Source organism: Oxalobacter formigenes (assembly GCF_002127965.1).
Taxonomy (GTDB): Bacteria; Pseudomonadota; Gammaproteobacteria; order Burkholderiales; family Burkholderiaceae_D; genus Oxalobacter; species Oxalobacter formigenes.
The window spans coordinates 1,504,289-1,523,833 of the sequence record NZ_CP018787.1; the positions used below are offsets into that span (position 1 = coordinate 1,504,289).

At 50.6% G+C, this 19,545-nt stretch carries 17 protein-coding genes, 1 tRNA gene and 1 riboswitch; of the genes, 7 read left to right on the plus strand and 11 right to left on the minus strand.

Annotated elements, in window-relative coordinates; all coding sequences use genetic code 11:
- Nucleotides 1-117 precede the first annotated feature (117 nt).
- On the minus strand, nucleotides 118-2,865 hold the full coding sequence (locus tag BRW83_RS07235; protein WP_231284474.1) for a cation-transporting P-type ATPase: 2,748 nt from the start codon (nucleotides 2,863-2,865) through the stop codon (nucleotides 118-120).
- A gap of 275 nt (nucleotides 2,866-3,140) precedes the next feature.
- Here BRW83_RS07235 and BRW83_RS07240 point away from each other — a divergent pair, with 275 nt between their 5' ends.
- The 3 genes from BRW83_RS07240 (at nucleotide 3,141) to BRW83_RS07250 (ending at nucleotide 5,488) form a co-directional block, all read left to right on the plus strand.
- The gene (locus tag BRW83_RS07240; RefSeq protein ID WP_005880471.1) at nucleotides 3,141-3,602 is read left to right on the plus strand and encodes a low molecular weight protein-tyrosine-phosphatase; all 462 of its coding nucleotides are present in this window, start codon (nucleotides 3,141-3,143) and stop codon (nucleotides 3,600-3,602) included.
- A gap of 31 nt (nucleotides 3,603-3,633) precedes the next feature.
- Complete coding sequence (locus BRW83_RS07245) at nucleotides 3,634-4,914, plus strand: DUF445 domain-containing protein (protein WP_036602844.1); 1,281 nt, start codon at nucleotides 3,634-3,636, stop codon at nucleotides 4,912-4,914.
- A gap of 100 nt (nucleotides 4,915-5,014) precedes the next feature.
- Nucleotides 5,015-5,488 carry a pyridoxamine 5'-phosphate oxidase family protein gene (locus BRW83_RS07250; protein WP_005880468.1) on the plus strand — a complete coding sequence of 158 codons (474 nt, stop codon included), beginning with the start codon at nucleotides 5,015-5,017 and terminating at the stop codon, nucleotides 5,486-5,488.
- 85 nt (nucleotides 5,489-5,573) lie between these two features.
- Here BRW83_RS07250 and BRW83_RS07255 read toward each other — a convergent pair whose 3' ends face one another.
- The 5 genes from BRW83_RS07255 to BRW83_RS07275 form a co-directional block, all read right to left on the minus strand.
- Nucleotides 5,574-5,816 (minus strand): hypothetical protein, encoded by a 243-nt coding sequence (locus tag BRW83_RS07255; RefSeq protein WP_086131799.1) that lies wholly within the window; start codon nucleotides 5,814-5,816, stop codon nucleotides 5,574-5,576.
- Between the two features lie 931 nt (nucleotides 5,817-6,747).
- Nucleotides 6,748-8,181, minus strand: coding sequence for a tail fiber protein (locus BRW83_RS07260; RefSeq protein WP_145814957.1), 1,434 nt, complete (start codon nucleotides 8,179-8,181; stop codon nucleotides 6,748-6,750).
- Between the two features lie 266 nt (nucleotides 8,182-8,447).
- The gene (locus BRW83_RS07265; RefSeq protein ID WP_005880462.1) at nucleotides 8,448-9,590 is read right to left on the minus strand and encodes a phage tail protein; all 1,143 of its coding nucleotides are present in this window, start codon (nucleotides 9,588-9,590) and stop codon (nucleotides 8,448-8,450) included.
- Nucleotides 9,591-9,766: 176 nt separating this feature from the next.
- The gene (locus BRW83_RS07270; RefSeq protein ID WP_036602825.1) at nucleotides 9,767-11,155 is read right to left on the minus strand and encodes an autotransporter outer membrane beta-barrel domain-containing protein; all 1,389 of its coding nucleotides are present in this window, start codon (nucleotides 11,153-11,155) and stop codon (nucleotides 9,767-9,769) included.
- Between the two features lie 3 nt (nucleotides 11,156-11,158).
- Entirely contained in the window at nucleotides 11,159-12,553 is a 1,395-nt protein-coding gene (locus BRW83_RS07275; RefSeq protein WP_005880460.1) for a hypothetical protein, read from the minus strand.
- 875 nt (nucleotides 12,554-13,428) lie between these two features.
- On the opposite strand from BRW83_RS07275, the gene BRW83_RS07280 reads away from it, so the two are divergent.
- The 3 genes from BRW83_RS07280 (at nucleotide 13,429) to BRW83_RS07290 (ending at nucleotide 15,305) form a co-directional block, all read left to right on the plus strand.
- Nucleotides 13,429-13,502, plus strand: a tRNA-Gly gene (locus BRW83_RS07280).
- A 243-nt stretch (nucleotides 13,503-13,745) separates the two neighbouring features.
- Nucleotides 13,746-13,917, plus strand: a riboswitch (yybP-ykoY riboswitch).
- A gap of 6 nt (nucleotides 13,918-13,923) precedes the next feature.
- Nucleotides 13,924-14,499 (plus strand): manganese efflux pump MntP, encoded by a 576-nt coding sequence (locus BRW83_RS07285; protein ID WP_036603725.1) that lies wholly within the window; start codon nucleotides 13,924-13,926, stop codon nucleotides 14,497-14,499.
- Between the two features lie 314 nt (nucleotides 14,500-14,813).
- Nucleotides 14,814-15,305: a GNAT family N-acetyltransferase gene (locus tag BRW83_RS07290; protein WP_005880456.1), complete on the plus strand. Its 492-nt coding sequence runs from the start codon at nucleotides 14,814-14,816 to the stop codon at nucleotides 15,303-15,305.
- 160 nt (nucleotides 15,306-15,465) lie between these two features.
- On the opposite strand, the gene BRW83_RS07295 is transcribed toward BRW83_RS07290, so the two are convergent.
- The 4 genes from BRW83_RS07295 to BRW83_RS11720 form a co-directional block, all read right to left on the minus strand.
- Entirely contained in the window at nucleotides 15,466-15,693 is a 228-nt protein-coding gene (locus BRW83_RS07295) for a hypothetical protein (protein WP_005880455.1), read from the minus strand.
- A 17-nt stretch (nucleotides 15,694-15,710) separates the two neighbouring features.
- A complete protein-coding gene (locus tag BRW83_RS07300) occupies nucleotides 15,711-16,532 on the minus strand; it encodes a hypothetical protein (RefSeq protein WP_005880454.1) in 822 nt (273 codons plus the stop codon).
- Between the two features lie 135 nt (nucleotides 16,533-16,667).
- The gene (locus BRW83_RS11715) at nucleotides 16,668-16,934 is read right to left on the minus strand and encodes a hypothetical protein (RefSeq protein WP_005880453.1); all 267 of its coding nucleotides are present in this window, start codon (nucleotides 16,932-16,934) and stop codon (nucleotides 16,668-16,670) included.
- A 113-nt stretch (nucleotides 16,935-17,047) separates the two neighbouring features.
- A complete protein-coding gene (locus BRW83_RS11720; protein WP_005880452.1) occupies nucleotides 17,048-17,245 on the minus strand; it encodes a hypothetical protein in 198 nt (65 codons plus the stop codon).
- 239 nt (nucleotides 17,246-17,484) lie between these two features.
- On the opposite strand from BRW83_RS11720, the gene BRW83_RS07315 reads away from it, so the two are divergent.
- Nucleotides 17,485-18,642: a phage tail protein gene (locus BRW83_RS07315; protein ID WP_005880451.1), complete on the plus strand. Its 1,158-nt coding sequence runs from the start codon at nucleotides 17,485-17,487 to the stop codon at nucleotides 18,640-18,642.
- On the opposite strand, the gene BRW83_RS07320 is transcribed toward BRW83_RS07315, so the two are convergent.
- Nucleotides 18,637-19,434 (minus strand): AraC family transcriptional regulator, encoded by a 798-nt coding sequence (locus tag BRW83_RS07320; RefSeq protein ID WP_005880450.1) that lies wholly within the window; start codon nucleotides 19,432-19,434, stop codon nucleotides 18,637-18,639. The genes BRW83_RS07315 and BRW83_RS07320 overlap by 6 nt on opposite strands.
- Nucleotides 19,435-19,545: the final 111 nt, after the last annotated feature.

Below are 19,545 nucleotides of genomic sequence, written 5' to 3' on the forward strand. Positions count from 1 at the left end.
TTTCATCTCCGTGAATCGTTTTTCAACGGTTTTGTTTGATTTGATCAACGCGATTTCACTTCCGGTAAAAAACCTTGTTTAAAATGGAAAACGGGACGGCGAACCGTCCCTTTCTTCCTAAAAGTCCGGCTTGCCGTTTCTTGCTGCCAGAAACCGCTCTATGGCCTTGTCCATCTCGATGATGAGGAAAGTGCCGAGTCCCATCGCCAGAACGAGTATCCAGTCCTGAGGCCGCAGGGACGCCGTATCGAACAGGTCATGGAACCAGGGTGCGTAAGTGTATATCAGCTGGAGAACGGCCAGTATGCCCATGGAAATGTATATGGACGGGTTTCCGCAAAAAATCCGTCTGGTCAGCGACGAGCTCCGGAGGAAACGGCAGTTCAGCAGGTAAGCCATTTGCCCGACGACGATGGTACAGGCAACGATGGTACGTGCCACTTCGATGCTTTGCCCGCGCCGGAGTTCAAGATTGAACAGCAATAGTGCCGCCAGCATGAGGATGAAGGAAACGAATACGATCCGCCATATCTGGTAATACGACAGTGGCGGGGCTTTCGGGTTACGCGGCGGCCTGTCCATGACGTTGGCCTCGGGCCGCTCGAAGGTCAGCCCCAGACAGAGGGTCACGGCGGTGATCATGTTGATCCACAAAATCTGTTTCGAAGTCATGGGAAGCGCGAAGTCGAACAGGACGGCTGCAATGACGACCATCGTCATGCCGCCATTGGTCGGCAAGAGGAAGAGGATGCCTTTTTGCAGGTTGTCGTAGATGCGGCGCCCTTCCCTGACGGCTCCGGCAATGGTGCTGAAATTGTCGTCCGCCAGAACGATGCTCGCCGCTTCCTTCGCGGCTTCGGTACCCTTGACGCCCATCGCCAGCCCGACGTTGGCGCGCTTCAGGGCCGGTGCGTCGTTGACACCATCTCCGGTCATGGCCGTGACTTCACCGTTTGCCTGCAAGGCTTCGACCAGCCGCAGCTTGTGTTCCGGACTGGTACGGGCAAAGACGTCGACTTCCCCGACGACCCGTCTCAGTTCGGCATCGTCCATTTTTTCGAGTTCGGCACCTGTGACAGCCGGTTTGCCGACGCCGATGTTCAGACGTTCGCCGATGACACGCGCCGTTTCGACATGGTCGCCTGTGATCATCTTGACGACGATGCCTGCGTGATGGCACTGGTCGACCGCAAGGAGCGATTCCTCACGGGGCGGGTCGATGATGCCGAAGAGCCCCAGCATGACCAACCCTCCCTCGACATCGCCGAATGTCACGTCGGTTTTGTCGGCAGACACTTTTTTGGCGGCAACGGCCAGCGTTCTTTGTCCGGACGAGGCGATTTCACGGATTTTTTCATGCCAGTAATGCGGGTTGATCGGGCGTTTTCCTGTTTCTGTCCGTTCATCTGACGAACGTTCGATGATGGTTTCAGGCGCGCCTTTGACGAAGATGAACTTCGTGCCGGAACTGTCCTGATTCAGGGTTGCCATGAACCGGTGTTCCGATTCGAACGGGATGGAGGAAATCCGGTATTCCAGGTCACGCTGGACGTTCGGATCGATGCCCGCTTTCATGCCGAGCGACAGGAGTGCCCCTTCGGTCGGGTCGCCGATGACAGTCCACGTATCGTCCTTTTCCTGAAGGACGGCGTCATTACACAAAACGGCAGCATGGACGAGTTCTTCCAGTTCGGGATATTTGTACACCTCGACCATATGGTGGTTCAGATAGAATTCGCCTGCCGGGAAGTAACCGGTTCCGGTCACTTCAAACAGCCTGTCCGGTGTGACGACTGTCTGCACGGTCATTTCGTTTTTGGTCAGTGTACCGGTCTTGTCCGAACAGATAACGGTTACGGAACCGAGGGTTTCGACGGCGGGCAAGCGCCGGACAATGGCGTTCAGTCGCGCCATACGCTGGACACCCAGCGCCAGCGTAATGGTCATGACGGCTGGCAAACCTTCCGGAATGGCGGAAACGGCAAGTGCCACGCACATCAGGAACATGTCGGCGATGGAATAATCCCGGATGACCGTGCCGATGATGAAGGTGAACACGGTCACGGCAAGGATGCCGACGGTCAGCCAGCGGCCGAACACGGCGATCTGGCGCAAAAGCGGCGTCGTGATTTCCTTGACCTCGTTGATCATCTGCCCGATCCGGCCGAATTCGGTCATGTCGCCGGTGCCGACGACAACGCCCATCGCACTGCCGTGTGTGACCAGTGTGCCGGAATAGACCATGTCTTTCCGGTCGCCCAAAGGCGTATTCATCTGGACAGGCTCGACATCCTTGGAGACGGGATGCGATTCGCCGGTCAGCGCCGATTCATCGATGGAAAGGCTGTTGACGTCGATCAGGCGGATATCGGCGGGCACCCGGTCACCGGAAGCGAGCATGACGATGTCACCCGGAACGAGTTCTTCACTGAAAATGGACATGCGCTTGCCGTCCCTGACGATAGTCGCTTCAAGGGAGAGCATTTTGCGGATGGCTTCAAGCGCGCTTTCGGCCTTGCCTTCCTGTATGAAGCCGATGATCGCGTTGATCAGGACGACCCCAAGGATGACACCGGTATCGATCCAGTGCCTCAACAGGCCGGTAATGAGCGCCGAAACGAGCAGCACATAGATCAGGACATTGTTGAATTGCAGAAAAAAGCGGGCGAACGGGCTGCGGACTTTGGTGGCGGACAGCGTATTCAAGCCGAACTCATGCAAGCGTTTTTTGGCTTCGGCCTCTGTCAGGCCATTCCTGTCGACTTCCAGCCGCGCCAGCACCTGATCGTCGGGCATGGCATACCAGGGCAGATCTTTCAGGAAAAGCTGGCTGCGCTCCCGGTATTTTATGTTTTCCTTATCCAATTGTCGCTCCTTTTCAGCGGTCGATATAGCGTGATGCGAATCGGCAAAAATCGTTGAAAATCTTTTTTGAAGCCAAAAACTTAAGGATAGGGTCTTCATGTGTGCCGGAATTGATCTATATCGAGACAAGTGACCCGAAAGATCAAGGAAATGCGCCATTAAATGCCCATCATTGGCTAACTATACCTTAAAATAAGAAGAGTTCCTTCACTCTTTTTCGAACTGTTCCTTAACAGAAATCTGTCCTATTAACCTTCTTTTGAAAAGGTCGGCCGGTGATACAGAATATTCTCGTAATTTGTCTCGGCAATATTTGCCGCAGCCCTATGGCAGAAGGTCTTTTGAAACAGCGTTATCCGGATAAAACGATCGGTTCGGCCGGGCTTCGGGAAATTACGGTTGGATGGTCGGCAGACCCTTTTTCAATCCGTGTCATGCGGGAACATGGCCTGGATATCAGCCGGCATCGCGCAAGGCTTTTGACGAACGAGCTGCTCAAAGACGTCGATCTCGTCATCACGATGGAAAAGGAACAGAGCGATATCGTCAAATACAGTTTTCCCAATTTCAAAGGCAAAATTCTTCGTGTCGGGGAGTATGGCAATTACGATGTTCCCGATCCTTATTCAAAGAATATCAAGGCGTTCGAAGAATCTTTTGAACTGATTTCTCAAGGTATCGACCAGATCGATTCCCACCTGATGCAGCCGGAAAAGAGCGCTGAAAACGGCAAATAACTCCCTTCACGGGGAATCTTTCGGGACTTTCATGACGAGCGATATACGAAAAAGCCAGCTTTTCAGGATGAAGCTGTACGCGACCGCCCTTCTGGTCGCGATGGCAGTCTTGTTTCTCGTTTCCCGGTTAAACGGTCGTATCGGCATCTGGGAATGGATCAGCGCCTTTGCAGAGGCGGCCATGATCGGTGCCCTCGCGGACTGGTTCGCCGTCGTCGCGATTTTCCGGCATCCACTGAACCTCCCTATTCCGCGCACAGCGATCATTCCGGAAAACAAGGACCGTATCGCGGAGAATATGGCCGTTTTCATCCGGGACAATTTCCTCTCGAAAGAAACGCTCGTTTCCAAAATGCGCGACTGGGAACCGGCGCAGCGGATTGCCTCGTGGCTCTCTTCCAAGGAAAAAGCTGATTTTCTGGCGGACAAGACGGTCCGGGTATTGGTCGGTGCGCTGGAATTCGTCGACGACGCCCGTGTCGGCAAGCTTTTGCGCAATTCGATTTACCAGCGGCTGGAAGAACTCGATCTGGGCGACCTGATCGGGCAGTTGATGGATGTCTTGACGCACAATAACCAGCATCAGGCCATGCTTGACGTGGGTTTGCGGCGGATTTCGACCGTGCTGGACGAACCGGGAACCCGGAAGCAGCTGGCTACCGTCATTATCGAAGTCTCCAGACGGGAGTATCCGAAACTGATCAAAATGCTCGGCCTGGTCATGGATACGGATGAATTCGGCTTGCGTGTCTCCGGTACGCTGGTGGAAAGCATGCAGGGATGGCTGCACGATATCGGGCAAAACCCGACCCACCCGCGCCGCAAGCAGTTCGACGATCTGGCAACGCGCTTTATCGACAAGCTGAAAAACGACCCGGAATACCATGCCAAAATCGAGGAATGGAAAAAGGAATTTTTGGGTACGCCTGTCGTTGCCGACTATTTCGAAACGCTTTGGGTTCACTTCCGCAAATGGCTCTTAAAAGACATCCAGAGCAACGATTCCCAGATGCGGCACCGCCTGTCGCGCACCTTCCGGCGCTTCGGACGCTGGGTGCTGGAAAACCCGTCCCTCACCGAATCGATCAACGACCAGATGGTTTTGATCACTTACGCCATGTCTGCCGAAATCCGCGAAACGGTATCGCAACATATCGTTTATACCGTCACGCACTGGGATAATCAATCAATGGTCCGGGAACTGGAATTGTCCATCGGGCGCGATCTCCAGTTTATCCGGATCAACGGTACGCTGGTCGGCGGCCTGATCGGTGTGCTCTTGCATGCCCTTGTCCTTGTGCTGTCGATGTGATTTTTCCTCAGGCTGTCATTTCCTCTTTTCATTTCGTCCCAAGACAGGCACACTTTTCCCCTATCGCTATTTGTATGAACCCGTTTCAGGGGACAATGACATGGATATGAGACGAAAAGACAGGCTGGTGGACGATCCCGGTGAATTGCGGCTTATCCTTGAAGAATGCAAGGTTTGCCGGATCGCGATGATGGACGGGGAAGGCTTGTATATCGTCCCGCTGAATTTCGGGTACGAATATGACGGCGACAAGCTGACGCTCTACGTCCATTCGGCGCGGGAAGGCCGTAAAGTCCGGGCTTTCCGTCACAATGCGGCTATCGCGTTCGAAATGGATACCGGCCATGAACTCGTCGAAGGCAACATGGCCTGCCAGACCAGCTACCGCTACAAAAGCATTATCGGCAACGGCTCGATCCATGAACTGGACGACAATACCGAAAAGGCAAGCGCCTTGAACGCCATGATGGAGCACCTGACGGGGCAGACATTCGAATTCAATGACAAAATGGTGAGTGCTGTGGCCGTTTTCAGAATTGACGTCAGCCAGTTCAGTGGCAAAAGAAGGATTTGAATCCTTCACAATGCGATCAAAACGATTCCCGAACGTGGACGATTGGAAAGAGCGTTGTCATGGCAACTGAATCAGTGCCATGTTTTCACGATTCTTTTTTATCCATAAAAGGTTTATAGGTCAGAACCCTTATCTGTTTATCGCGCCCGTATTTATCCCGTAAAAACTCCAGGTCGTCGCTGTAATCGATAATTCTTGTTTTCGAGTCGTTCCATACGGCATAACGGTAGACAGGTTCATCCTTGTCGTTGATGTAAACGAATGGGCTTTCTCCAAGGTCTGCAATGTAAATGATGTCGTTGTTGTCAGTTGCTGAAACTTTAGGCATTCGTGTTCGTCCCCTGAGTTATGACCTTACGAGGGTCGGGCGGGAGCTAAAACACAGTCGTACCACGCTGCTGGGCATATTCCCCCTTAAGGGTCTTGTATTAGCCCACTCCCGCCCGTTTGAAGACGAACGAAATCCTACTTGCAGAAAAAGTATGGTACGAAGGTGTGTTTTAAGCACCGGTCTCAAATTTACATTTATTGTTAAAGATTGGCAAGTTCCGTCAATCGCTGATTTGCAGGGATATTGACGAGAGAAAGGAATAAAAATGAAGAAGAAATAACCGTCGTTCCAGCCAACAGGTCAGAGCAACCTGTCGTTGGAAACGAGCGGTAGTACATATACGGTATGTACTCACCGGGTACGAGCGCGTTTTAAAGCGCCGGTAGCAGGCGAAGCTGCCACCGAAGCCTAGATTAATTTGCCATCTGCATTTTTGCAAGTTTTTATGCACGGCTATTCAGACCTGATTTGGCTCTGAAACAGGGCAAAAATTTTCTGTGTAAAAGTTTTATACCGTGTGAGTCGATCAGACTTTTTATGCTTTTAACAAGACGGCTTACGGCAGATATTCATGCTCACGCTTTTTTAATATATAAGGCAGCGTTTTCAGGGACGAAATCCGCAATGGCACAACTGTCATCATTGCTCTTTTTTCGTATCTTGCGCTGTATCGGCGACAGAATGAACACACTGAAATTCGCCAGGCGTCAGTTTGTCATTCCTTTCAAACTTTTCAGACAGACTCTGGAGTAATCCCTGATCTGTTGACCTGACGGTATTCCAGTGTGTTCAGGCACGAGAAGAATGTGTATTACGGAATCATCCTTCTGCACTGGATAACTGTTTTGCGGATGATCCGCCAGAACATTGTTTCTACACATTTTGACCTATCCTGTGCAGGTTTCGGGATTTGTTGTCCAATCATGATTCAGGCGCTTTGTCCACAGGCATACCAATAATTAATATTTATTTTTGCCAGACGCATGCCAAATGATGTCGTTGTTTTTTCCCATGTAGAGAACCATTTCCATCCAACATTGATATCACTGTCTTTGTTACCTGCACCGGTACTTCCCTGTAATAAAGAAATATAATAACTTGTGTCTGAAAATGGGCAGCCAAGAGTAACTGTAATATTTGTATCATTTGCTGTTTGGTAAGCTCCTCCCTGCTCAACCCACCCATCCGACCATTTCCTGTACCAGTTCGTCCCGTCGTTATAGGCATCGACGACATACCTGACCGGTTTGCTGTCGATGACCCTGTCCAGTTTGCCATCCACTTCATTGGCCAGTCCGGTAATGTCGATCAGGCCGGGATTGGCGGCGGCGTCGAAGGCCTTAATGCAGGGGAGCAGGGTCAAGGCTGGCGGCTGGACGGTGTCGGATGCGCCGTAGATTTGATTTGACTGAGAAGCATTGAAAGATAAGGTATTCGCCCCTGCTCCAACAGTCGCGGTATTTGCGCGTGGACTTGCCCCTGTCAGCGAAAAAGCTCCACTTGCATCTTCGTTTCCCGCCCAAAGTATACTTCCGCTGTTTGTTATTACCCCTTCAATATTCGGCAACCCCGCCTCGATCTTCTGCCCCGGCGTATTGCTTCCCTGCGCAAACCGATCGATCAAATCCGGCAGGTTGAAGGTGGTTTGCTCATCTCCTTCGCCGAAGGTGGTGCCGATGACGCTATAGAGTTCGGCATAGGTTTCCCTTCCCACTGCCCTTCCGTCGGCTTTGAGGTAGCCTGCAGGCGGAGTTGACATGGCGAAGTATTCGACGGTTCCGATGGGGACACCGTTTAGCGGGCTGATTCCTTTGGCGGGGTTTTGGAGTACCCATTTGTCGAGTGCCTCGTCATATTGCAGTTCGAGCCAGTACCCGGCTCCGGCGATGTCGCCTTCTTCCAGTGGCAGGTTGTTGCCTTTGACGATTTCTTTTACTCCGGTCTGGTCAGCCTGAAAGCTGGGGGTTTTGCTGGTGTTTTTCTGTTTTGCGCGGACGAGGACGGTTTTTCCGGAGCTGAGGTGTTTCAGGGTCGGGTTGAAGCTGGCTGTCATCTCGTCTGCTGTTCCCTGCGCTTCAGCTGAGAGGGTCGCGCTGACGGTGCGGATGGCGGTTTCGAACTGCTGCTGAAGGGTGTCGATGTCGCCATTATCAAGAATGTCCTGTTCGCTTTTGTCGGCGGTGAATCCGGCGACGACAGCGGCGATGCTCGTGGCTTGCCGCAGGGCCTTGTTGACTTCGTTGGATCGGGCAAGGCCCTTTCTGAAGCCTTCTTTTACGGCGGTCGATTTCTCGTAGTCTTCCTGTGTCTGGACGATGGCGTTGGCGCCGGTGGCGAAGGGTTTGAAGTGGTTTTGTGTCATGTTGATATTCCGTTTAACGACTTGAATAAAAAAAGACCTCGCTTCATGTGAAGGAGGTCTCTGATTTTTTTTGTAAATTTCAGACGCAACTTTCGCGTCGAAAGAAATAATACTGCATGAAAATTCTTCGGTCAGCCTGTATTTCGTATTCAATATCCGGAAAACAGGCATATAAGACAGTGACCGAGATTGTTGCCTTCATGTTTTCAAAAATATTTGCCTGCATTGAAAATCGAAGGCTTACGATTGTGCAGGTGCTTTCCTGTTTAAATTCCTTGTCCGGTGGTATACCAGTTGCAATTCGAATCGATATTGGCATTGGTATAGTAAATTCGCGGTGTAAATGACGTGGTTGTTTTTACATAAGGTATTGCACCGACCAGCGCACCGTACGATGGAGCAGCCGCATCGCTTACGGTCATCACTAATGTGTAATCATTTCCGGAATAAGGCTTTAACAAGGTAATGGCTTGATTCGATTTTGACGTCTGTCCTCCCTGCTCCAGCCAGCCGTCCGACCATTTCCGGTACCAGTTCGTCCCGTCGTTATAGGCATCGATGACATACCTGACCGGTTTGCTGTCGATGACCCTGTCCAGTTTGCCATCCACTTCATTGGCCAGTCCGGTAATGTCGATCAGGCCGGGATTGGTGGCGGCATCGAAGGCTTTGATGCATGGTAGCAAGGTCAACGCAGGAGGCTGGACGCTATCAGATGCACCGTAAATTGGATTGGAACGGGACGCGTCAAAACCCAATTTCCAGCCATTTCCGGTGTTTCCGGAAGTGGCATCATATCCAATCGCACCGGCATTATAAAAACTGCCGGTTAAATTCGACGAAGAATAATCATCGATTGGCCCGACAACCCCGGCAATATTCGGAAGCCCCGCCTCCCGTTTAACTCCGGGAGTAGAACTGCCTTCTGCAAACCGGTCAATCAGATCCGGCAGATTGAACGTCGTCGATCCATCACCTGAACCAAATGTCGTCCCGATAGCGGCAAACAGATCGGGGTATGTTTCCCTTCCCACTTGCGAACCATCCGCTTTCAGATAACCTGCTGGTGGTGTTGCCATCGCAAAGTAGTCGATGGAACCGACAGGCGTACCCCGTTTGGCGATTTCCGCTTCCAATGCCAGCGTTTTTCCCTCCAGCTCCGACCTGTCGACTTTATTTTGAATGGCCGATTGAATCTCTTCAGAATCCGCTTTCGAGTCGATCTGTTCTGCCCATTGTTTCAGGTTAATTCCCAACGCCTGTCTGGCCGCTTCCTTGTCGCTGCTGTCTTCTCCAAGCAACTCTTTGAGATAATCCCGCAATTTGCCCAGTGCGCTTTTCATTTCGCCTGTTGTCGTTCTCGGCTGTTTGTTCCCATCCAGCACGTTCTTTTCCGGTAATTTCGTCATGTGTTTTCTCCATAAAAAAAGACCTCGCTTCAGGGAAGGAGGTCTTTCACGTTTAAATATCGGGACGCAATAAGGGCGTCATCGAAATGGTACCGGATAAAAAAACTTCGGTCAGCTTGTGCACCTGTTGCGAAAGCAGTCAATATTGTCCTGCTTTCGCATGGTGCTTGCGCTTGTCAGAAACTGTACCGGTACCCGATATTGAACTGCTTCTGATCGAAACGGCTGCCTTTGGCGTAGTTCGCGCCCATATAAATGTTATGCCGGTCGTTGATCTGCATGTTCAGACCGATGCCGTTATCCCACCAGCCTCCTCCGAAATCATACGATTCACGGTCGGCGCCGTTGAAGGTGTAATGGGTCTTGCCGGAAAACTCCCGGATATAGCCGGTTTTGAAGTACACATCGATCGGGTTCTTGCCCTTTATGATACTGTAACCGGCGATGATGCTGGCGCGTCCCAGTGTCGAATCGTAACTGCCCAGTTTCGTTTGCAGGCCATTGGATGCCTGCACCGACGCACTGTTCTGGTGCGAATACGTCAACTGCCCTTGGGGTTCGAGATACCAGCCGGTATCGGCATTTTCAAGATAGAAGCGTTTGCCGGTTTCGACCCCGATGGAAAAACCGTTCGTATTGCCGCTTCCATCGACACCCAGTCCGCCACCGGTCACGGTGTTGAACTCGTTTTTCATGTGCATGTATTTCACGATCCCATCCACATAAAAGCCGTTGTTCGCCATGTACGTGCCGTAAACACCGAGGTGATATGACCTGACGTCGCCAGTGCCGACGCTGTAATCCACGTCTCCTTTACTCGTTCCAGCCGCTGCGCCGACATAAAAACGTCCGTCCTGTCCGTCCAGCCTGCGGTCGACACCCATTTGCATCCCGGCGTATTTCATGTCCATGCCGCCCAGTCTGGAATCGAAATGGTCGAGCGAACCGCCATAGACCCGACCCCAGACGTCGCCGTCTTTGGCGTTACTTTGACGGAGCTGTCCCATGCGTTGCAGGAGAGTCTGGTTTTCGACGTAGCCCAGCAGGTAATTGATATTTAAGAGATTGACCGAGTTTTTGGCGGTATTGTTCAGGTCATTGCCCGGCGTGGCCGCCAGTATCCAGTACTGGGTATCGGAACGGGCAAAATTTTCTTCCCTGTCGAGTATATAGGAATAGGCTCCAACATCGACGCTGGTCTGCTGGATACCGGTTCCGGCATCGCCACCCAATGCAAAAGTTCCTGTCCCGCCGCTGGAATCCTCGACAATGCGCAGTCGTTCCGTCCCCAGTGTCGAGGTCGCGATGTTCCCCAGATTGGCGTCGCGAACGTAAACCTTGTGCGCGCCGCTCGAACTGTCGGTAATGTAGATTTTGTCCCCGTTATTGATGGCCGTATTGCCGTCGCGAGCGATATCGGAACGGACGTAGAAAGTCCCGTTTCCGGAAAGATTGGCGATCGTCAAATCCACCCGGTTACCCGAATGGGGATTGGCGGCGTCTCCGAGAATGACCTCCGTACCGGCATCGACATTCAGGTTCGTGAGGTTGGATGAGTTCATCATCTGTCATGTTGCCGTATTTGCAAGGTTCAGGGAAATAGAGCCGCCTGCGGAAGCGTCCGTACTGCCGGTATAGCGTGCATTTCCACTGAAGTTTCCGCTAATGCTGCCCGTCGCATCCGTTACCATATTGCCGGACAGGCTTGAACGTTCGCTCATGGTCAGCTGAACTTGCCCACCCGTTGTGGCATTCAGATTGCCGGTGCCAACCGCATCGCCACTGTAGGTTTGCTTCACGATACCGGAATCGCTGGCTGTCGCGTTGCCCGTCACACGGCTTGTATTGTCATAGGCGAGCTGAACCAGCGAACCGGCATTGTCGGAGACGAGATTGCCTGTAAATTGTGAAGCGCCATTGGCGTTCAGGACGATTTGCCCTTCTTTTTTGGCAACGATGTCTCCAGTGACGTTGTACACTCCTGCAACGGATGTGCCGTCCGCTTTTTCCGATGCGATGGAGGAACCGGTACCGGACGAGAAAATGGCATAGCTGCCTTTGGAAGAATCCACGGTGATGGTCGTATCACCGGCCAGGTGGATTTTGCCTCCCTCAAACGATTGTTTTATGCACGACGCATTTCCCAAAAGACAATTCAGGGTTGATCCCGACCAGACTTCTCCGTCTTCGGCAGCCAGCCCGTGAGCTGTCGATCCGGTTGTCGTTATCGTCGTGTTGCCCAGGTAAATCTCGCCGGTCTTGTTGGCGTATACGGCATGGGCGCTGTTACCGGCTGTCTGGATGACACTGCCGTTTCCAACCGTCACTTCTGCGGATGAAACCTGTGGCATCCCTTCCGTTTCCATAGTGCGGTTGCCTGCGTAGATACCGTATCCCAGACCCTGGGAGGTATTTTCACCATTGGCTTGTGTGACAATGGTCGCGTTTTCGCCTAGCGTGATGACATTTTTTCCCCCGTTGCCTGTCTGGTTGGACAAGTTGGCCCGGACAGCGACACCGCTCGTTGTCGTGATGTTTGCGCGATCGCCGACAACCAGATTCGAAGCGCCTGTCACGGCCAGATTGAGTCCGTCAGCTGAATAGCCGGTTGTGACAATAGTCAGGTCGTCACCGATCGTCAGGTTATTGCTTGAGCGCTGCATGAGGGCGTCAGACTGGGAACCGGTTGTGTTGACCGTGACTTTGTTCAAGGTGCCACCCTGGTTATACATGCCATAACCGGTCAAGGGAGTAAGGCTCATGTTCTGGGTCGTATTGATTTCCACTTCATCGTACTGTCCCGGATTGCCGCAATAATAAAGTGTGTTATCTGTTGTCAGTTTCGATCCGGACGGTGTGCATACGGCAAGCGCCGGACCTGCGAGACAAAAACCAAAGCCGAATGCCATTGCCAGTTGCCTGCATAAAACAATCGGAAAAACGGTTACCGTTTCTTTCTTCATACTTCTCCTTTAATTGAATTCCCCTCTGAGCCGCATACTGAAACCAGTCATTCAGGTTTTATGTTTTTATAAATAAAATCGGCATTTCTTTAAAAATATTGATTGCATGCAATCTTTTAAAAACCCGCGTGTTCTTTCTGTATCACTGAATATCCAAAAAAGAATTTTTCAAGAAAATAGTTTGCATGCAAATCAATTTCACGAATTTTATCATTAAATGTTAAATATCAAATCAATGTTACATTTTTTGATATATAAGACGTTTAAACAATTAATAGACGAAACCCAAATTAAGCGAACTGGAGAATAATAAAAACAAACAGAATGCATCAGCTTTAAGTAACTGATTTCAAATGAAAATAATTTACACACATAAAAATTTCCTTTATTTCGATTCACAGTATTATTTCTGTTGAAACAATAGGAAAAATGTATAAAGCGATGTTGTAAATTTACAGTGGAGATTATTTATATTTCTTTATAGAAATAAATAAATATTACTTGCGGGATATGTTTTTTAATATTTATGACAAAAACATAATGTCTATAAATCAAATATTGATTTCAGGAAATGAAATTTGAAGGAATATGTAAAAACCTTTCAGGTTTTCAATAATGGATTTATATCGTCTCTTTATTAACGAATGGTTTTCTATGTTATAAAAAATGTTTTCTTTAAAAAACATTTCAAACAGGAAACCTGTTTAAAAAGTCCGCGTCTTTTTTTAAACAAGCTGATTTAAAAAATCATCATCGATGCCAATAGCTGAGGGAAGACGTTTTTTCCTGTTATATGGTTAGGGTAAAAAAGTGCATGACGATACATGTGCATCAGGATGAACCGGCTTCAAAACAGGTTTATAATAGGAAGCTGTGCGGCGGTAGCTCAATGGCAGAGCCGAAGCTTCCCAAGCTTAAGACGCGGGTTCGATTCCCGTCTGCCGCTCCATTTCTGTCACTGTCCGCAATCAATGCCCTGACCGGCCAGTGTTCCTGAAACGCCAGCTCGTCATGCAACGCGTCTCCCCTCATCCGCTTCCATCGAATGCACCTGTCCTCAAAATGGGGAAAAGACCGTTCTGGGTCATGTGTTTTGTTTCCTGAAGCAGGAAAAAAGGTTTTATTGACGTTTTTTGCCCTGAAGAAATACCAATAAAATATGGACGTGGCTTTATCGGATTGATAAAATGCGCGCAGTCTCCTTGGGGAGTAGCCTGCTTCGCTTGCACGAAGCGCTTATGTCAACATATTCAGCCCTCCCGGCTGTGGTATAAGCGACCATCCGGTTTGGCGAGACCAGCGAGCGGTTCATGTTTTCCCGGTCGGGCGCATGGATTGCTTGTCTGTTGCGTCCCGGCCGCTGTATCACGATGAATCCGATTTCCATTTTCATGCTCGGCATGGCCATGTCCACCGATGCATTCGCGGCCGCCCTCGGCAAGGGCGCAGGCATGCTCAAACCCCGTTTCAATGAGGCTCTTCGCATAGGGTTCATTTTCGGCTTTGTAGAAATGCTGACCCCCATCATCGGCTGGTTTCTGGGATCGGCCGCCGCGCGTTATATCGACAGCATCGACCATTGGGTGGCCTTCATTTTGCTGGCCGGTTTGGGCTGCCACATGATTTACGGCTCCTTTCAGGATGAACCGCAAGAAAAGGAAACCTCGCGGAAAAACGGGATTTTTTCGATTGCCCTGACCGGTCTGGCAACCAGTATCGACGCGCTGGCGGTCGGCGTCGGGTTGGCCTTGATCGACGTGAATATCGTTCTGGTCGCCATCGTGATCGGTTTATGTACCTGGACGATGGTCACGATCGGGATCATGATGGGACGCATTCTGGGCAAAATGGTCGGAAAACGTGCGGAAATGATCGGAGGCTTTGTACTGATTGTCGTGGGCACCAGTATTCTTTGCGAACATATCGGTTCTTCCCCTGGCTTGTGAGGCTTCCTTCATCGTGCCAGGCACATGCACGTTACTGTACCCACTTGCACGGGAATGGATCGGACTATTTGTCTGATTTCGGAAAAAACGATTTTAAAATCAGTTATATCCTGTATAAAAATTTTTGATATTGCCGATTCTGAAAAACTTGAATTCTTCCCTGAATGAATAAGGTCAATATGTCATCGGGAACGTAAGTGTTTTTTCCATTTTCTGTCTGGATTATAATAATCGGCTTGCAAAAGGCAATATTCAAACCCGCCTTTTAAAGGGTTTTCAAAACAATAAACGGAAAGTTTTAAAGGCACAGTAAAATGGGAATCATTGCGAGAAAGTTCAACCCTGACGACATTGAAAGCGCCATCGATATCTGGAATGAAATTGTGGAAGACGGCATCGCCTTTCCGCAAATGGAACAACTGGACAAACAGGCCGGACTGGATTTTTTCCTCTCCCAATCCCATACAGGCGTGGCAATCGAGGAAGACACAGGCAAAATGGTCGGCCTGTACATCCTGCATCCCAACAACGTCGGACGTTGCGGGCATATCTGCAATACCAGTTATGCCGTGAAAGGCAGTGAACGCGGCAAGCGTATCGGCGAAATTCTGGTGAAAGACAGTATGGAACAGGGCAAAAAACTCGGTTTCAGGATTTTGCAATTCAATGCCGTGGTCAGCACCAATGAACCGGCTCTGCGTCTGTATAAAAAACTGGGCTTTACACAACTGGGCATTATTCCGGGAGGCTTCCTGATGAAAGACGGGCATTATCAGGACATTATTCCGCATTATCACGTTTTATAAAAAACCATTTATAAACAATGATTTTTTATAAATGATGATTCTGATTTTTACAGTGGATTGATTCAGGCATTTCATCCTTCTTTTTAAAAGTCACTAATCATTCAAACAAAAAACCGGCTGTCTATTCACGCCGGTTTTTTATTTTTTCATTCGAATGAAATCAGTTGCCTAACTTGTATTTGATCCAGTCGAATATCGTCCAGCTTGAGGGATCGACTTCGTGCGTTCTGGCTCTGGTCTCTTTGGCCCTCTTCTGCCAGTAGTCCCATTTCACCGGGCTTTTTTCCAGCCCATAGTTCCCGTTCGGGTAGGCTTTGGCAAGCACATCCATCGCGAGAGCATGTTTTATACGTTTTTTTAATGTAGAGCGCTTTTGTTCTGCTTGCAATCGATTCCGGCATTTTTTTATTTTCTCTCATTCTGGTTTTTATTCTCATTCAACATCCACCCATCCACCATCGAATTGAACCGCTTCTTCAGTGCATCGCCCAGTTGTTCGATGAAGACGCCTCCCTTGCCTGCTGTTTTTATCAGGCCTTTCATCTGGCCGTCTATCGCTTTTCCTCCCACGGCTTTGATGCTCGCTATTTTGAAGGCCAGCTCCCAGTCATGGGTTCCTTTTTCCTTCACGATGCTGGCGTTGGCTTCGGCAAGGTTGATGCTGAAGTCTTTGACCATTTTGAACGCTGTCATGCCTGCTCCTGTCATGGCGGCTCCAGCCATGAGGGACGCTCCCGGTATGGATACGGCTGCGTACGGCCCTTTTTCTCCCAGCACTTCGTATCCGAATCGGGTGAGGTTTTCGACTGTTTTGGCATCGTCTCCGGCGACGATTGATTTGTTGAGTTTTTCGATGGTGACGCTGTTTTTCAGCCAGGTCTCGCTTTTTTTGATGAAATCGAAAAGGTTTTCATCGACGTTTTTGGTAATGGACGGGTTGATGGGCTTGCCGCCGTTTGCTGTTGCCAGGGCGTGGTCTGCGAGTGAGACGAGAGCCATTCCCAGTTTTGCAGGTTCGGTGATGTATTCGTTGAGAAAGGCGTCGCTGACGATCTGGTACTTTTCTTTCCCGTTGACGTCGGTTTTGATGGGTTCAGCGGCGGCCTCGGCCAGTTTCTGGCTGGCGGGATGCCCGAGGATGGCCTGATAGGTGGGCTGATAATCCTGTCGGGAATGGGTGACGGGGTTTGGCATGGCATTTCTGGCGACGTCGGCTATCCAGTTCAACAGGTGGTTCCCGTTTCCGGTTTCCTGTTGCCGGCGGGTGATGTCAGCGGTTTTTTCGACGAGTTCTCCAGTAGCCCGGTTGACTCCCTGCTGGATCGGTACGAAGGCGTTGGGGTATTTTCCTTCGGGATCGGATTACGCGGCGATATTGTCGGCGTTTTCGTTCTCGCCTATCTGGTTCGCGTATGTCTGGACGCTGTTTTGCGGAGTGTTTTCCTGTTTCTGGTTTTGGACGGATTCCTGTTGATTGGCCTGATTCCGGTTTTTGAGGTTTTCAAGGTTTTTTGCCGTATAAGGATCGTGAATTCCAATCGTGCCACTCCCGTCTTTATTCGTCCGGAAAGTTCCGGTCTTGTCTTCTTCCGTCTGGCTGTTGCCCACCCCTCTGATCTCGATTTGCAAAGGAGGGTCTTGTTCTTGCTGTGCTTGTTTGTTTTGTTCTGCCTGCCGGGTATTTCCCGCTTGTATCCGGGCAAGGACTTCGCGTCCGAAGTTCAGGGCTGTCTGTTCTGTTTTCAGGACAGGCTCTGTCCTGATTTCCGGTCCCGTCCATTATTTTGTGCTGCCAGTCTTTTTTCTTCTTCGCTCAGTGTGATGTCAGGCATTTTGTAGCCAAAGGCTTTTTCGAATTCGTCTGCCCTGATCGGTTGCCCGATCATGGCAAAGCCTTTCGGTACGGACGACATGGCACTCCCTGTCCAGTCTTTTTCCAATTTTCAGCTCCTGTTTTTTTGTCTGTTTTGTCATGTCACGATGTGACTTTTGCTTCAGACTGTACACTTGATACACTTTTCGGTCAGCCTGTCTGTACGGGCTTGTGTAAAAAAACAAATGCCATGGCTGACCGAAGAGAAAAACCGTCCTAAACTGTGGGCGACGGGCGCTTTTGCGCCCTTTTTTTGTTTTCAGGCCTCTCCCTTGTCGGGGAGGTCTTTTTTTATGGAGAAACGATATGACGAAATTACCGCAGAAGGATCTTCTGTCCGGCTCGAAAACACCACGGACAACGACGGGGGAGATGAAAACCGCTTTGGGCAAGTTGCGCGATTTTCTCTCGGAGCTTTTCGGGGAGGACAGTTCTGACAAGGAAGGGGCCAGACAAACGCTCGGGATTGATTTGTCTTCTCTGGCATCGAAACCGGATGTCGAAAAGGCTTTGCTCTTTAAAGCCGATCGGGCCGGGGTGGATCAAGCCTTGTCGGAGAAGGTGGACAGGGATGAGTTGAATGCCCTTGAAGAGGCGATTGCCAAACGGGGGACGCCGGTCGGCTCGATTGAGTTTTTTGCGATGGCGTCTCCTCCGGCAGGATACCTCAAAGCGGATGGGTCGGCGGTGGGAAGGGATACCTGTCCGGATCTGTTTTCCGCGATCGGCACGACATTCGGTTCCGGCGATAATGAATCGACGTTCAATCTTCCTGACCTGATCGACCGCTTTGCAGAAGGCAGTTCTACTCCCGGAGTTAAACGGGAGGCGGGGCTTCCGAATATTGCCGGGGTTGTCGGGCCAATCGATGATTATTCTTCGTCGAATTTAACCGGCAGTTTTTATAATGCCGGTGCGATTGGATATGATGCCACTTCCGGAAACACCGGAAATGGCTGGAAATTGGGTTTTGACGCGTCCCGTTCCAATCCAATTTACGGTGCATCCGAAACTGTCCAGCCTCCTTCCCTGACGCTTCTGCCCTGCATCAAGGCTTTTGACGCCGCAACGAACCCTGGACTGATCGATGTGACTGCACTGGCTGGCGACATGAATGCCAAGCTGGACAAGTCTGTTGACGGCAAACCTGTCCGGTATGTCACGGATGCTTTCAGCGATGGCACGAACTGGTTCCGCACATGGTCGGATGGCTGGCTTGAACAGGGAGGAACGTATGATCACGGAAAGAACGAAGCTGCCTGGACAGACACGATAACACTGCCACAGCCATTTGCAAATGCCAGTTACACTGTTTCGCTAACCCAGCTCGACGCTTCTACACAGACCAATATTGCCGCGCAAAAGAAAACCGGAATGACTTTTGAGATTCTGGCATCGCCAAACTATGGAAACGGGTACACGCAGCGTTACGCAATGTGGTCGGCAAGTGGTGAGGGTTTATAAAAATCCCCGACCCCCGCTTTTTTCCTGAACGTATCGCCCCGGAGACGTTCCAACCGCTTTTTTGAACATGGTTATGAAGGCAGTGACGGATTCATATCCGAGATCCCAGGCGGTTTTCTCTACGGATGCACCTTCCGTCAACTGCTGGATGGCCATAATGAGAAGCAGTTGCTGTTTCCAGCGGCCGAATGAGAGGCCGGTTTCCTGTTTGACCAGTCGCTCCAGTGACCGGCGGCTCATCCCGGTGAATTTTGCCCAGTCCGACAGGGTTTTGTGCACTGAAGGTGTATCGATGATGGCTTCGGCGATGGCTTTCAGGTGTGAATTGCCGGAAATGGGAAGGGAGAGTCCCGAGACCGGCATGGTCGACAGTTCTTCAAGGAGAACCTGATACAGCAGACGGGCATGGCCGGTAGTCGCTTCGGTTTCCGGCAGGGAAACGATACGCCGGAACAATTCCGTGACCAGCGGGGTTACAGACAGGGTACAGGTCGTTTCAGGCAGCCGGATTTCTTCCGTTTCAACGAACAGCATGCATACGCCTGAATGGGGACTGATCCGGTTGCAATGGAAGGTGCCGGGTGGAAGCCATATGGCACATTGTGGCGGGACGAGCCAGATGCCCTTTTCTGTCCTGCATGTCACGTTTCCGGTGAGGGTCAGGACAATCTGGCCGGTCTTGTGCCGGTGCATGGGCGATTCATATTCACTCTGCGCCGCTTCGAAGCGGGTAACGGCGACAGACGTGAATTTTTCCTGCGGATAATCGATCAGAAGGTCTCTTAAGGTCATTTTGGCGTGATTTGACTATTTATTGGCATCATATCCAAATGCAATCGTAAAGAAAAGCAGGCATAGTGGCACTCCGTTTTGGACTTGCCGGATTGGGATTCCCAAAACGTT